The sequence below is a fragment of the Amycolatopsis sp. NPDC102389 genome (assembly GCF_044765885.1).
Lineage (GTDB): Bacteria > Actinomycetota > Actinomycetes > Mycobacteriales > Pseudonocardiaceae > Amycolatopsis.
Window position 1 is genome coordinate 198944 of the sequence record NZ_JBIWKX010000001.1, and the last position, 14701, is coordinate 213644.

Below are 14701 nucleotides of genomic sequence, written 5' to 3' on the forward strand. Positions count from 1 at the left end.
CGGCGGCTTCCCAGGGTAGTCGGTGTTCGAGCCAGGCGTTGACACGGTTGCGAAGACCCGTTCAGGGGGCGCGAAGGTCGGCTTCGACCAGAGCCTGGATCACCTTCGCGATACCGGATTCCCGGACGGTACGGCTCATCTCGACGTGCAGGAAGACCGTGCCGTCCTTCGCCGCCGCCTTGCCCTGGACGTTCTTCGTCCCTTCCAGCGCACCGCACGACGACGCCCAGGCTCGGCAGACACCGAGACCGGCGGCTTCGAGCCGGTCCGCGGCGCGGCGGGCGGGCGGCCCGGCGACGGTCGCGCCGGACGAGAGCACGATGTCGTCGTCGGGCAGGTTCTGGTCGTCGAAGCCGTGCAGCTGGACCTGCGGCAGCCCCCGGCCGCCGAGGGTGGTGGCGACCACGTGGAACACGGAATCCACCTCGTGCGCGACGTCCGCGCGGCCGTCGTCCGCCTTGCGGTGCGCGCCCGCGATCAGCAGCACCGCGCCCGGCACCCGGCGGAAGTAGTCGAGACCGAACGATTCGGTCTTCAGGTCCGACGCGGGATGCGGGACCTCGACGGCCAGCGACGGCGGGGCCGACCGGTCGATCAGGTACATCCCCCAGGATCGCTCGCTCCCGGATTCGTTCACGGCCACCGTGTAGGGCCGCCCGGTCTGCCGGTCCATCCCGTCGCGTACCGCGAATCCGAGCTTCCCGAGGTCGGCCGCGGCGGTGGGCGCGGCGTCCAGCAACGCGGCGAAACCGGCCGCGGCCGTGCGCCGTTCACCGGCCCCCGGCGGCCGGTAGTCCTGCTCAGCGGAAAGCGAGGACGCGAATCCGTCGATGAAGGAACTCAGGTCGGCCTCCGGGTCGGGAAGGGGTGGCGGTGACGCTTCGTCATCGAGGATCAGGACGAGAGTCAGCGCCAAAGCGAGGGCGACGGCGACACTGATCACGCTGAGCAACATCCGGTTTCGGCCGATCACCGCCCGAACTCTACTGACTAATCCGAATGGGTAGCCTTATGCGCGTTTTGCCGACGCTGAGGTGAGTTGTAACGTCCTCGCTAACACTTTTGATACCTCGATGTGACCTGATCGGGAACACGTTCCGCTACGGGCCGACGTGAGCCGCGAACCAGCCGATTGTGAACCGAAAGGCCGGAGGCCTGTGAAGCGGCAGAAGGACCGACCCGATCCCGCGACGCGTCTGCGCGACCAGATCCCGGAGGCGGGATTCCCGCGCGGTGTCGGGGTGGCTTCCGTCACGACCTTCGTCCTGCTCCTGATGATCACCGCGTTCACCGCCCTCTACCTGTCGACTGCCGGACCGCTCTCCCTGCTCCGCACGGATCCGGGCGGGCAGGTCCCGGACGAGGTCACCGCCGGCCGCCGGCACGCGACCACGGCACTCGCGCAGGCACTGGCCACTTCGGCCACCTCGGCGGCGGGAGACCTGCGGGTCGCCATGGATTCCGGGGTGTTCGACGACACCGGCGACAACGCCGTCCTCGCCCGCCTCGGCGAGACGTACCCGGACTGGCGCGGAATCGCCGTCTTCGACCCAGCGGCGAAGAAGGTCGTGGCCACCCACGGTGAACCGGTGGCCGTCGAGAACCTTCGCGACGTCGACATCACGAATCTGACCGTCCGCCCGATCGCCCGGCCCGGCGACAGTCCACTCGTCCTCACCGCCCTTCCCCTCACCGGCGCCCGTGCCGGCAGGCTCCTCGTCGTGTCGACCCCGCTGCGCGGTATCTCGGCGGAACTCGGCAAGGGCATCGTGCGGCAGATCCGCCTGGTCACGCCCGACGGTGCGGTGCTGTCCTCGTCCGGTGCCGAAGTACCCGGGACCGACAGCGTTTCCCAGGACCTGCTCGGTCGCGCCGCCGCGGCGGCCGCGGCGGGGGAATCGGGTGTGCTCACCGGCGACGCCGCGACCGATCCGGCCAAACCGGGCCAGCAGGTGGCGCCGGTCGTGGCCTACGCCCCGATCACGTCGGACGGCACCGCGGGCAGTCTCGGGCTGGCGGCCGTCACGCTCAGCCGGTTCCCGGTCGAGCCGGTCCCCCTCCGGTGGCCGGGCCTGATCCCGGCCGCCGCGTTGCTGGTGCTCGCCGTCGCCGGGTTCGTGCTGCTGCGGGGCGCCGTCGTCAACCCGATCCTCCGCCTGCGCGCCGACGCGCTCGCGGTCGCGGCGGGCTCGCTCGACGAACCGGTGCGGCAATCGAGGATCCGCGAAGTGAACCGGCTGACCCGCGCGGTCGAGCGGTACCGGTCGAAACTGGCCAGGCGCAGACCCCGCGACAAGGTGAAGCCGATGCTCTCCGCTCAGCTCGTCGTCGCCATGGTCACGATCGCGTTGCTCGGCTGGTCGGTCGCCGTCGCGGCGACCCTCGGCCGCCAGCACGCCACGGTCTCCCCCACCGTGCTCAGCGAGTACGGCGGCCGCGTCACGCATGCGGCCGAAACCCTGCGCCGCAGCCTCGCCCAGGGCCTCGGTGATCTGCGTTCCGTCGCCCGGCTGGGAGCGACCGTGCCGCCGGACCGGCTCGACGGCATGCTCGGGCGGCTGGCCGAGAACGAAAGCCGGTTCCGGAGCGTCTACGTCGCCGACGCGGAAGGCGCGGTGCTCCACCAGGAGGGCCGCGAGTCGCTGCGCGATCCGGGGAAACTGCCCGACGGCTGGGGCATCCGCCAGCACAACACGAGCGGCCGGGTCCCGGTGGTGTACGCCTTCGCGCATCTGCCGGACTCCGGGAAGGTCCTGGTCGGCGAGTACGACATACCGAGGATGGCGTCGGTGCTCGACCCGGCCGGCGGCCGCGTCCGCGTGGTCGACGAGGGCAAGCGCACCATCGCCGACACCCAGGGCTACCTCGCCTTCTCCGAGCTCACCGACGCGGTGCTGGTCAAGAACATCGCCACCGCGCAGTCGGGCGAGGAGGCCCGCGAGAGCACCGATTCGTCCTTGGTCGTCGCGAGCAGGCTGGCCGCCGAAGGCAGTGTGGCCGCGCTGAAGTGGGTCGTTGTCGCCGATCAGCCGATCGGTTCACTCGGCGTCGCCGACAACACCGTGCGGTCGGGAGCCAGGGTCGCCGCCCTCCTCGCCGCCGTCGTCGCCCTGATGCTGTTCGCCTGGCATCTGCTGGTCGTCGTCCTGCCGTTGCGGCGGGTGGCCGAAAGCGCCGTGCCGATCGCCAAGGGCGTCGGCATGGGCGCGGTGGTCTACCCGCAGCGCCAGGACGAGATCGGCACCATCGCGTCCTGCGTCGAGATCTGCCGCCAAGCGCTGACCGACGGCAAGACGCGGCTCGGCGAGGTCCGCCGTCCGGTGGGCGCGGCGACCGACGAGACCAAGCTGATCCAGCGGATCGAGGCCGAGCCCGTCCGCGAGCGGCCGAGGCGTCCCGAGCTGGCGGGACGGGGCCGGAGCCGGCGATGACCTTCCTTTACTGCGTGCTCCTCGTCGCGTCGGGGGCGATGCTCGCCGCGGGTATCGCCGAGCAACGCCGCCACTACCGGAACCTGCACAGCATCCCGACCCGGGTGCTGGTCAACGGCATCCGCGGCAAATCGTCGATCACCCGCCTCTGCGCGGGCGCGCTGCGCGGTGGCGGTCTCGTGACGACCGCGAAGACGACCGGCACGGCGGCCAGGTTCATCCATCCCGACGGCAGCGAGGAACCGGTCTACCGCAAGTTCGGCATCGCCAACGTCGTCGAGCAGATCGGCATCGTCCGCCGTGCCGCCGCGTACCGGCCGGACGCGCTGGTGATCGAGTGCATGGCGGTGATGCCGGATCTCCAGGAGATCAACCAGAGCAAGCTGATCCGCTCCACCATCGGCGTGCTGTGCAACGTCCGCGAGGACCATCTCGCCGAAATGGGCCCGACGCTGGACGACGTGGCGCGTTCGCTGAGCCGCTCGATGCCGGTCGGCGGGATCTGTCTCACCGCGGAGAAGGACCGGCTCGCGATCCTCCAGGAAGAGGCGGACAAGCGGGACTGCCGCCTGATCGCCGTCGATCCGGAAAGCGTCACCGACGAGGAGATGCGCGGGTTCGGCTGGATCACCTTCAAGGAGAACGTGGCGATCGCGCTGGCCGTCGCCGACCTGCTCAAGGTCAACCGGCGCCTGGCCCTGGAAGGGATGTGGGCCGCGCCGCCCGATCCGGGGGTGCTCCAGGTCCACCGCTATCGCGCCGGACGGCGTCAAGTGCGCTTCGCGAACGTCTTCGCCGCGAACGATCCCGAATCGACGCTGATGAACATCGATCAGCTCCGCGCGCAGGGGGCGATCGCCGATCCGCTGCACGTGATCATCAACTGCCGCCCTGACCGCGTCGAGCGCAACGGCCAGATGGGCGCGCTGATCCCGCGGGTCGCGCCGGAACGGGTGGTGCTGATCGGCGAGCCGACGCGCAGCGCCCGGGTCGCGATCCCCGACGAGTGGCAGGACCGCGTCGTCGACCTCGGCGGCTCGCGGCCCTCCAAGGAGCTGCTGCGCAAGATCATCGGCGGTATCGACCGGCACGCGTCGCTGGTCGCCATCGGCAACATCCACGGTCAGGGCGAACTGCTCATCGACGAACTCGCGAAACTGGAAACGATCGCCTCCTGATGCTCACCACTTCACTCTCCCCCGAGGTCGCCACGATCGGGCTCGCCATCGGGCTGCTGCTGTCGCTGGTCTGTTACCTGACCACGAACCTGTCCCCCGGCGGCATGATCACCCCGGGCTGGATCGCGCTGACCATCGTCGAGGACTTCCGGCGCGCGGCGATCATCGTGCTGATGACCGCGCTGACCTATGTCGGCACCAAGATCCTGCAGCGGGTGGTGATCCTCTACGGCAAGCGCCTGTTCGCCGCCGTGGTCCTGCTGGGGGTCGTCCTGCAGACCACCCTGCTGCTCGTCCTGCAGGCCGACTTCCCGCTGTTGTTCGTGCACCAGACGCTGGGTTTCGTGGTCCCCGGCCTGGTGGCCTACCAGCTGGTCCGGCAACCGCCGGCGGCGACCGTCCTCGCCACCGGGGGCGTGAGCCTCGCCAGTTACGCGATCCTGATCAGCGGCGTGCTGGTCGGGCTGGTTCCGACGTTGTGAGGCCATGATGCGCAGGGCGATCCGGATCGGGGTACTGGTCGCGGTGATCGGCGTGTCCGGGACGGCCGCGGTGTACGTCGCGAAGCAGGAGCCACGGGACATCACCGCGGTGTCGGCGTCCGCGCCTTCCGGCGGCGAGGCGGCGGCGATCGGCGGGTACACCTACGAACGGCTCGAAAATCCCGCCCGGACCGTCGTCCGGGATTCCCTCGGCACCCAGCTGGCGTCCTTCACCGACGGATCGCGATCGGCGATGCTGACCGGCAAGAGCCGGACCTTCGCCGAACCGAAGTTCACCGCGGCCACCGTCACGTCGTCGGCGTGGATCCGGTTCGCGCCCGAACCGTGGAAGGCGGGCGCCGAGCGGGAGGGGTGGTTCCGCGACTGGCTGCCCAAGGCCCTCGGCGACACGTCCCCGGATCTGCTCGCGATAGCCCTTCAGTACACCGACGGCTCCCAACCCCAGACGTCCAAGAAGCTTCGCGTAGCCGGTGACGCTTCCTTCGGGCCCGACAGTGCCGAAGGACGGCTTGAAAAGTCCGACTTCTACGACTATCTCGGCGTCGACTGGGAGTTCCCCGACAAGCGCGAAAAGGCGGAGCGCGCCCGGTTCGGTTCCCTCGACTGCTCGGGCTTCGTACGGATGGTCTACGGCTACCGCGCGGGGTACCCGTTGCTCGGCGGCAACACGAAAGGGCCGGGACTGCCGCGGCGCGCCTGGGCGATGTCGGAGCTCGGGCCGGGCACGCAGTTGATCGAGGACGCCAGGGCACAGGCCACGAACTACGCGGCTCTGCAGCCCGGGGATCTGCTGTTCTTCAACCTGGAACCGGCGCTCGGGCCCCGGGTTTCGCATACCGGCATCTACCTCGGTCTCGACAGCGACGGCAGGCGGCGGGTGCTGTCCAGCCGGAAGGTCGCCAACGGGCCGACCTTCGGCGACGCCGGTGGCACATCGCTGATCGACGGCGAAGGCACCTACGCGAAGGCGTTCCGCGCGGCCAAGCGGCTCTAGGTCGAAAAACAGGGCTCCGGGACCGATCGCCCCTCGCAGACCGGTACCGGAGCCCCTACGGAAGGCTCGCCTCCCCGCGAGCCGACCGTAAGCACACTTGGCGAGCTTCGCGGGACTCGGTTTCGCCAGACCCCCAGTACCGGGCGATTCGCTGCCCGCGCTCTCTCCGCGCGATGACATAACCATGCCCGGTCACCAGGGGGTCACGGCAGCGTGAAGACCCCCAACTCCCCGTGAGTAGATCTACTCAACGGGTCTTGGACGACGACGCCGACGACGAGGTCCGCTTCGCCCGCGTCCGCGCCTGGCGTGCCTTGTCCGCCGCTTCCTTGGCCTTCTCGACCGGGGCACGATCGGCCTCGACCGCGCTCCGCTGCAACGCCGCCAGCAGCCGCGTCACCCCTTCCGCCTGTTCGGCGGCGGTCGGCTGGAGGACGTCGTCGCCGTCCAGCTTGGCCTGGATGAGCGCTTCGAGCGCCTCACGGTGGCGATCGGTGTACCGGCCGGGGTCGAAATCCCGGGTCAGGTCTTCGATCAGCGAGACCGCGTTCCGCAGCTCCCCGCGCCGCAGATCGACGTCCTCGTGCAGGAACGGGAAGTCGGGCCGCCGGATCTCGTCGGGCCACAGCATCGTCTCGAGCAGGATCACCTGGTCCCGCACGCGCAGCGCACCGAGCGTCTCACGCTGCCGCAAGGTCACCTTCACGATCGCGATCCGCCCGGACTGCTGGAGCGCCTCGCTCAACAACACGTACGGCTTGGTGCCCGCCGGCTCCGGTTCCAGGTAGTAACTGCGCGCGAAGTACATCGAGTCGACCTGCTCGGCCGGAGTGAAGCCGACGACGTCCATCGACTGGGTGGTCGGCGCGAGCAGCGACGCGAAGTCACCGGCGGTCAGCAGGACGACGTCGCCGTTGGGGACGGGGTACCCCTTCACGATCTCGGCCGCGGGCACCTCGGCGCCGTCGACCTCGCAGACCCACTTCACCCGCACCCGGCCGCCGTCCGGCTCGTGCACCTGGTGGAGGGGGACGTTGTGCTCTTCGGTCGCGCTGTACGCCTTCACCGGAATGGCGTAGGTCCCGAATCCGATCGTGCCTTTCCACACCGCGCGCATGGCCCACCTCCGCCTGGTCAGCGTATCCACGCGCCGAAGCGGCGGGACAGCTACAAACGGGTGTCAGGGGCTACTGAATCGCTCACACATTCGAATGACGGGCGTGATTCGGCGAGTGCCTCGGCCGAACAGTCGACAGCGGTGGCCGCCGCACGGAGCACTTCGGCGACCACCTCGACGTCGACCATCGGCGCGGTGGCCAGCGCGCCTTCGCCGCCCCCTTCGACCCGGCCCGCCATGCCTTCGAGCGCGATGGCCAGCGCCTGCTGGCCCGCCACGAGGTGCCGGACCACTTTGAGCAGCTCGGGCACGGTCGCGGCGGTACCGGACGCGGTCAGGGAGACGGCGAGGTCGTCCGCGCACGCGCGGAGATGGGAGGCGACGACGGTCGGCGGCAGGGAGATCCGCTGTGGTCCGGGCGAGTTCGGCTCGTGCCCCAGCACGCGCTCACCGCCCTCCGGCTCCTTCGGGTCTCGACCGCGCACATCCTGCCACCGCTACCCTCCGCGACTCGCACGACACCCCGAACCCGGGCTCAAGATGCCGCCGCCAGCAACGCCGCTTCGATTTTCGACCGCCACGCCTGGTCGACCCGGCCGCTCCGCGGCGCGACGGCGAACGAGTCGACGACCGCGCCGCCCAGGGTGGCCACCTTCGCCCAGCGCACCTCGGCCTCGCACCGCCGCAACGCGCCCGCGACCCGGTACAGCAACCCGATCCGGTTCGCGGCCCGCAGTTCGACCACGACCGTGTCGTGCCCGCTGGTCTCGTCGTCGAACCAGATCACCTTGGCCCCGGCCGACGGCGCCTCCCCACCGCCGTAGTCCCGTTCCTTCGCCGCGAGCCGCTGGGTGAGCGGCAGCGTCCCCGCCACCGCCCGCGCGAACTGCTCCCGCAGCAGCGTGACGTCGGGCAGCGAGCCGAACTTCGGTGACGCCGTGAAGACCCCCGCCCGTCCCCCGTCGTGCCCGCGCAGCACCGCCGCGTGGACCTCGAGCGAGTTCAGCGCGAGCACCCCCGCCGCGGGCGCCAGCAGTTCCGCGCGAGCCGGGACCGCGAGCACCACCGTCACCACCTTGCCGGCGGCGGTGATGCGCACCTCGCCACGGCCGGACGCGACGGCTTCGGCCACGAGCTCCCGTTGTTCGGCACCCATCGGCTCCGGCGGCACGAAACCCTTGCCGTGCAACGCTTCTTCACAACCGGACACGAGCTCGGCGAGCAGGCGCGCCTTCCAGTCCGTCCACACGCCCGGCCCGGTGGCCAGTGAATCCGCCGTCGTCAGGGCGTGCAGCAGTTCCAGCAGGACGAGGTTCTCGTCGAGTGTCTTGGTGACCCGCTGGATCGTGGCGGGATCGCTGATGTCCCGCCGCGTCGCGGTGTGCGGCAGCAACAGGTGATGCCGCACCATGGCCGCCACCAGCACGGCATCGGCGCGCGGCAACCCGAGCCGGGCCGCCACCTGTGCGCTGATCTTCGCGCCGAGTTCGGAATGGTCCGCGTCGCGGCCCTTGCCGATGTCGTGCAGCAGCGCGCCGATCAGCAACAGATCCGGCCGTGAAACGGTGGTCGTCAGTTTCGACGCCTCGACCGCGGCCCGCACGAGATGCCTGTCGACGGTCCACGAATGCACCGGTGACCTCGGCGGGAGATCCCGCACCGCGCCCCATTCGGGGAACAGCCGCGCCCACAGGCCGGTACGGTCCAGCGCCTCCACGGCGTCGACGAGCCCCTCGCCCGCGCCGAGCAGTTCCACCAGCGCTTTGAGGGCGTCGGCGGGCCACGGCGCGCGCAGTTCGGGCGCGGTGTCGGCGAGCGCCCGCAGGGTCCCGTGCGCGATGGGCTTCCGGATCCGCGCCGACGCCGCGGCGACCCGCAGCAGCAGCGCCGGATCCTTGGCGGGCAAGGCGTCCCGCGCCAGCGCGACCTCGTTCCCGTGCAGGACGACCCCCTCGTCGAGCGGCGTCCGCGCGGGCCGCCGCCCGAACCGGGCCTTGGGCGGCTCCACAGTGGACCGGAGCGCCACGTCGACCGCGTACGCGATCGTCCGCCCGGCACCGGAAAGCTTGCGCGCCAACGTGAACCGATCACCGAAGCCGAGCTCGCCCGCGACCGTCTCGGCTTCCGGCGCGCTGAGGATGTCCCGCTCCCGGCGCAGTTCCCGGCGCAATTCCGTCCGGACGTCGAGCAGCAGGCTCTTGGCCGCCAGCAGTTCCTCGCCGGGCCTCGCCGTCAGCTGCGCCGCCGCCAGCGCTTCCAAGACGGCGAAGTCGCGAAGCCCGCCTCGGCCGTGCTTGAGATCCGGCTCGGCGGACTGCGCGATCTCGCCACTGCGGGCCCAGCGCCGGCGCACCGCGTCCGACAGGTCGTCCATCCGTTTCCGGGCGGTCCGCCGCCACTGATCCCGCGCCGCGGCCGCCAGCCTGGCGGTGATCTCGGCGTCCCCGGCGATATGGCGGATGTCGAGCAGCCCCATCGCGGTCCGCAGATCCTCGGACGCCACCTTCAGCGCCTCACCCGGCGTGCGGACCGAGTGATCGAGGCCGATCTTGGCGTCCCACAACGGGTACCAGATCGCGTCGGCGATCTCACCGACCCGCGAGTTCCCGTTGTGCAGCAACAAAAGGTCGAGATCGGAGTAGGGCACCAGCTCGCTGCGCCCCAGGCCGCCGACGGCGGCCAGCGCGACACCGGGTTCAGCGGTGTCGACGCCGGCCGCCGCGGCGCCCTTGCCCAACCAGAATTCGTAGAGGTCGACCAGGGCCGCCCGCAATGCGGCCGCCCCCAGCCTCCCGTGCCTGCCCTCGAGCAAACGCTCGGTGGCCTTGACCAGTTCACCCCCGTCGGCCATCGTGGGCGCCTATAGGGCGTCCGAGCCGCGCTCGCCGGTGCGTACCCGGATGACCGTCTCCACCGGCGACACCCAGATCTTGCCGTCACCGATCTTGCCGGTGTGGGCGGCCGTGGTGATCGCGTCGAGGACCTTCTCGACGTTGGAATCGTCGGTGACGACCTCGACCCGCAGCTTCGCCACGAAGTCCACGGAGTACTCCGCACCCCGGTAGACCTCGGTGTGGCCCTTCTGCCTGCCGTAGCCCTGCACCTCACTGACCGTCATGCCGAGCACGCCCAGCTGCTCCAGCGAGGAGCGGACGTCGTCGAGCGTGAACGGCTTCACGATCGCGGTGATCAGCTTCATGCCTTGCTCTCCTCGAGTTTCGTGGCCGCGTTTCCGGTGGACGCCTTGACCGGGATGGTGCTCGGCTGGCCGAGGCCGCCGCCGGAACCGGTGAAGTCGTACGCGCTCTCCGCGTGCTGCGCCTCATCGATACCACTGACCTCGTCCTCCGCGCTGACGCGGAACCCGCCGAGCTTCTTGATCACCCAGCCGATGATGAAGGTGAGCACGAACGAGTACACGAGGACGGCTCCCGCCGCCGCGGCCTGCTTGCCCAGCTGGCCGAGCCCGCCGCCGTAGAACAGGCCGTCGACGCCGAGGGAGTTGACGCTGGTGGTGCCGAAGAAGCCGATGAGCAGCGTACCGACGAGACCGCCCACGAGGTGGACGCCGACGACGTCGAGGGAGTCGTCGAGACCGAAGCGGAACTTGAGGCTGATCGCCAGTGCGCACAGGACACCGGCGATGAGACCGATCGCGATGGCACCCAGCGGGCTGACGAAGCCGGCGGCCGGGGTGATCGCGACGAGACCGGCGACGGCACCGGAAGCGGCGCCGAGAGTGGTCGGCTTGCCGATCTTGATCTGCTCGACGATCAGCCAGCCGAGCACCGCGGCCGCGGTCGCGACGGTGGTGTTGGTGAACGCGACGGCGGCGAGATCGTTGGCGGCCAGCGACGAACCGGCGTTGAAGCCGTACCAGCCGAACCACAGGAGCGAGGCGCCCAGGAGCACGAACGGCACGTTGTGCGGACGTCCGGTGCCCTTCGGCCAGCCCTTGCGCTTGCCGAGCACGATCGCGAGCGCCAGGCCCGCCGCGCCGGCGTTGATGTGGACCGCGGTACCGCCCGCGAAGTCGAGCGCCTTGAGCTGGTTGGCGATCCAGCCGCCGACCGAATCGGCGCCGATGAAGCCGTTGAACGAGAACACCCAGTGCGCGACCGGGAAGTACACGATGGTCACCCACACCGCGACGAACAGCGTCCAGCCCCAGAACTTGGCGCGGTCGGCGATGGCACCGGAGATCAGCGCGGGCGTGATGATCGCGAACATCAGCTGGAACATCACGAAGGCGAACAGCGGCAACGCGTCCGCGCCGGGCCAGGCGACCTCGGGCGTGGTGCTGGTCGCGGCGGTCGCGAACCCGGCGAGCTTGCCGGAGATGGTCGAGAGACCCGCGAAGTCGAAGTTCCCGAGCAACCCGCCGCCCACGTCGTTGCCGAACGCCATCGTGAAGCCGTACAGCGTCCAGAGGACACCGACGACGGCCAGCGCGATGAAGTTCATCATCAACATGTTCAGAACGCTCTTCGCGCGGACCATGCCGCCGTAGAAGAACGCCAATCCCGGTGTCATGAGCATGACCAGCGCGGCGCTGATCAACACCCATGCGGTGTCTCCTGCGTTCAGCACAATCTTCCTCCCGTGCCTGGGGTGTACTGGGCAGGAATCTTTGGTCGGCGGTGTTTCCTCGGGCGGCGATTCAGGTTTCACCCGCGTGAACTGTCGGTACGGCGTTGTTACGTCCAGGTTTCCCGTGACCTGGTGCGTTCTGTCCGGTTGCGAAACCTCGTGGTCGAATAGGGCCATGAACGCGCGTGTATCCGGCCATGACCCTCTGCCACCGGCGATCGTCCGGTCGCTGCGGTGTTCGGTCTGTGGTGACCCGGTCGGGGTAAGCGAGCGCACGGTGCGTTGCGACCGGGGCCACTCGTTCGACGTGGCGAAGCAGGGTTACGTCAACCTTCTGCACGCACGCATCCCGACGGGCACCGCGGACACGGCGCCGATGGTCGCGGCTCGTGTCGACCTGCTCTCTTCGGGTGTTTACCTACCCCTCGCCAACGCCCTCGCAAAGGTGGCTTCGGAGCACATCGAGAACGGGATGGTCATCGACGCCGGGGCGGGCACGGGGTACTACCTCGCGCACGTGCTCGACGCCGTCCCCGCCGCGTACGGACTGGCGCTCGACGTCTCCGCCGTCGCCCTGCGCCGGGCCGCTCGCGCGCACACGCGCGCGGGCGCGGCCGTGTGGAATCTGTGGGAGCCCTGGCCGGTGGCGGACTCGAGCGCGTCGCTGATCCTCAACGTTTTCGCGCCCCGCAACGCCCCGCAGTTCCACCGCGTCCTGACCGCGGACGGGCTGCTGGTCGTCGCGACGCCGAATCCGGGACACCTCCGGGAACTGGGCGACCTGGTGATCTCCGTCGACAGTGGCAAGGACGCACGGCTGGAGGACACGCTCGGCGAGCACTTCCTCCGGGCGGACCGGCACGACGTCACCCAGCAGGTGACCTTGGCGCCCGCGCAGATCCGCCAGGTGGTGGAGATGGGGCCGAGCGCGCATCATCTCCATCGCGACGGCCGCCGTGAACGCCTCGACGCGATTGTGGAGCCGGTGGACGTCACCACTTCGTTCAGCGTCACGCTGTACCGGCCGGTGTCCTGATGGAGGCACCCGCGACCCTGCTCGCCGACGCCACGTGGGTCGGCGCCCGCATCGGCGGCGCCGCGAAACTCTACGGCTGCACCCGGCCCGAAGTACTCGGCACGATCTGGTGGTACTCGCTGTCCTCCGTTCTCGTCGCGCCCTCGGTGGAATCCCTCGTGCGCGGCGAACCCTTGGACCCCTCGCTCGACGCCGTCACGATCGACCTCGTCCCGGACGGCCGCTTCACCGGCGCCCGGTCGTCACGGGTCCTCGACGGTGGAGTCGCCGGTGGCCTGGCCGAACTCGGTGAGGCGTTCGCCGGGACACTGGGCACGGCGATCGGCACGATTTCGGCCGTCACGGGGGCGAATCCGCGCGCGCTGGGCGCGATCGCGACGGATTCGATCGGCAACCGCCTGCTGTGGACCGGCGACACCGAACGAGCGATCGCCTTGGCGGCACCGCTCGTGGCCGCGATCGGGCTCGGGATGCCGGAGCCGCGGTTCTCCAAGGTCGGGCGGAACACCGTGGTGCGCCGTGCTTCCTGTTGCCTGATCTACGAAGCGGGCAATCCGAAGTGCACCAGTTGCCCCCGGCAGACCCCGGAGGAACGGGACCGGCGGCTTCGCGCCGCTCTCGGTTAGCGCTTGGGAACGCCCCCTTCCTTGCGCACCTCAGGTGTCGCGGCTGCACGACCACTTGCGGGAAGCCACCACCCGACCCCACTGCCCACAAAGGCGTCTCCCCAAGAGGACGGTGCCCGATTAGACCGGTTCGAGTGCGCCAGGAAGGGGTCGTACAAATGAGCATAAAACGGACGCCGTGCAGTCGAAGAGTGTCCCTTGTGGACACTCAGCGGCGCTTAGGCGTCAGCGAAGAGGGCCCACGCCACGTTTGACTCACCCCTCAATAGAACCCTCCTTGCCACTCACCACCCCACTTGAAGACCGTACATATACGCACCAAGCGAACCTCGAGCCCTCAGGAATCGTCCTTTGTGGATAGTCGAAGGGGGGGAATCTTTCATGTCCTTCGCGCCACCACGGGCGCCGGAATGCGGTGAGTCAAGGGGATCGTGAGTGGCGAGCGGGGAAGTTTCCGGACGCTCAGTGTCCGGATTCTTCCCCGCTCGAGGTGTCGGCCGGATGGTGTGGCCTTGATCGACGGAGAACCTTGATCAACTCGACATCCCGATTCCACCAGAACCCGAATCGCCACTCACAACCCACACACCGTCGCCGCTCACACGGCGGCGAGATTCTCACCGGTCAGCGCGGCCACCATCGCCGCACGCGAACCGACCCCCAGTTTGGTGAAGATCCGGCGCATATGCGCGGAAACCGTGTTCAGGCTGATTTCCAGCACGCCGGCGATCTGCTTGTTCGTATAGCCGCGGCCGACCATGCGCGCCACTTCGTGTTCGCGCGGGCTGAGCAGGTCGTGCGGCTCCGGTGCCACCGGGACGAGCAGGCATCTGACGCCGTGCTCGGTGACGTCGAGCAGCGGCTTCCGCTGCACGCTGGCCCCGTCGTTCAGTTCCATGACACGTCTGACGAGTGATCTCGCCAGGCTTCGTACGGCTTCGTCCTCCGTGACGACCGCCGTCCGCTGCCGCGCGAGGTCGTGTAGCGATGACGCAGGAAATCCCATCACCGGGCTCGTGGACATAGACCGGCCTCCCCCCTCTAGGTCTCCCTCCTTCTCTAGCAAACCCCTCCGACAGGAAAAGCGCATCGTCGGTTTGTGTGACAAGTACGAACTAGTCGATTCATGTCACACGAGAACGTGTGACTACCGGTGGCCCCCGGTATGCGGGCAGTGTCGGACGCGTGCTCACCGACGCACCGCGCCGGCGATCGCGGATTTTCAC

The 14701-nt window shown here is 69.5% G+C and carries 13 protein-coding genes; 6 read left to right on the top strand and 7 right to left on the bottom strand.

The features are described 5' to 3' along the window. Positions 1-61 precede the first annotated feature (61 nt). The gene (locus tag ACIRGA_RS00920; protein WP_400935327.1) at positions 62-973 is read right to left on the bottom strand and encodes a hypothetical protein; all 912 of its coding nucleotides are present in this window, start codon (positions 971-973) and stop codon (positions 62-64) included. Between the two features lie 184 nt (positions 974-1157). On the opposite strand from ACIRGA_RS00920, the gene ACIRGA_RS00925 reads away from it, so the two are divergent. From ACIRGA_RS00925 to ACIRGA_RS00940, 4 genes are read left to right on the top strand one after another with little or no spacing between them, the layout of a single operon-like run. Then, the gene (locus ACIRGA_RS00925) at positions 1158-3431 is read left to right on the top strand and encodes a hypothetical protein (protein WP_400935329.1); all 2274 of its coding nucleotides are present in this window, start codon (positions 1158-1160) and stop codon (positions 3429-3431) included. Next, positions 3428-4609 (top strand): poly-gamma-glutamate synthase PgsB, encoded by a 1182-nt coding sequence (gene pgsB, locus ACIRGA_RS00930; protein ID WP_400935331.1) that lies wholly within the window; start codon positions 3428-3430, stop codon positions 4607-4609. Before ACIRGA_RS00925 ends, pgsB begins: the two co-directional genes overlap by 4 nt. Further along, positions 4609-5091, top strand: a complete 483-nt coding sequence (locus ACIRGA_RS00935) for a poly-gamma-glutamate biosynthesis protein PgsC/CapC (protein ID WP_038509849.1) — start codon at positions 4609-4611, stop codon at positions 5089-5091. Before pgsB ends, ACIRGA_RS00935 begins: the two co-directional genes overlap by 1 nt. Before the next feature lie 4 nt (positions 5092-5095). Further along, positions 5096-6106, top strand: coding sequence for an NlpC/P60 family protein (locus tag ACIRGA_RS00940; RefSeq protein ID WP_400935333.1), 1011 nt, complete (start codon positions 5096-5098; stop codon positions 6104-6106). A gap of 247 nt (positions 6107-6353) precedes the next feature. Here the strand turns inward: ACIRGA_RS00940 and ACIRGA_RS00945 are convergent, their stop codons facing one another. From ACIRGA_RS00945 to ACIRGA_RS00965, 5 genes are all read right to left on the bottom strand, one after another. Continuing rightward, entirely contained in the window at positions 6354-7223 is an 870-nt protein-coding gene (locus ACIRGA_RS00945) for a Ku protein (RefSeq protein WP_400935335.1), read from the bottom strand. A gap of 50 nt (positions 7224-7273) precedes the next feature. Next, positions 7274-7666, bottom strand: coding sequence for a hypothetical protein (locus ACIRGA_RS00950; protein ID WP_400935672.1), 393 nt, complete (start codon positions 7664-7666; stop codon positions 7274-7276). A gap of 92 nt (positions 7667-7758) precedes the next feature. Then, a complete protein-coding gene (locus ACIRGA_RS00955; protein WP_400935337.1) occupies positions 7759-10074 on the bottom strand; it encodes a [protein-PII] uridylyltransferase in 2316 nt (771 codons plus the stop codon). A gap of 9 nt (positions 10075-10083) precedes the next feature. Next, entirely contained in the window at positions 10084-10422 is a 339-nt protein-coding gene (locus ACIRGA_RS00960; RefSeq protein WP_400935339.1) for a P-II family nitrogen regulator, read from the bottom strand. Further along, the gene (locus tag ACIRGA_RS00965; protein WP_400935341.1) at positions 10419-11813 is read right to left on the bottom strand and encodes an ammonium transporter; all 1395 of its coding nucleotides are present in this window, start codon (positions 11811-11813) and stop codon (positions 10419-10421) included. The genes ACIRGA_RS00960 and ACIRGA_RS00965 overlap by 4 nt, the downstream gene beginning before the upstream one ends. Before the next feature lie 175 nt (positions 11814-11988). On the opposite strand from ACIRGA_RS00965, the gene ACIRGA_RS00970 reads away from it, so the two are divergent. Both ACIRGA_RS00970 and ACIRGA_RS00975 read left to right on the top strand, forming a co-directional pair. Further along, a complete protein-coding gene (locus tag ACIRGA_RS00970; protein ID WP_400935343.1) occupies positions 11989-12849 on the top strand; it encodes a putative RNA methyltransferase in 861 nt (286 codons plus the stop codon). Then, the gene (locus ACIRGA_RS00975; protein ID WP_400935345.1) at positions 12849-13475 is read left to right on the top strand and encodes a (2Fe-2S)-binding protein; all 627 of its coding nucleotides are present in this window, start codon (positions 12849-12851) and stop codon (positions 13473-13475) included. The genes ACIRGA_RS00970 and ACIRGA_RS00975 overlap by 1 nt, the downstream gene beginning before the upstream one ends. Positions 13476-14073: 598 nt before the next feature. On the opposite strand, the gene ACIRGA_RS00980 is transcribed toward ACIRGA_RS00975, so the two are convergent. Continuing rightward, positions 14074-14373: a helix-turn-helix transcriptional regulator gene (locus ACIRGA_RS00980; RefSeq protein WP_400935347.1), complete on the bottom strand. Its 300-nt coding sequence runs from the start codon at positions 14371-14373 to the stop codon at positions 14074-14076. Positions 14374-14701: the final 328 nt, after the last annotated feature.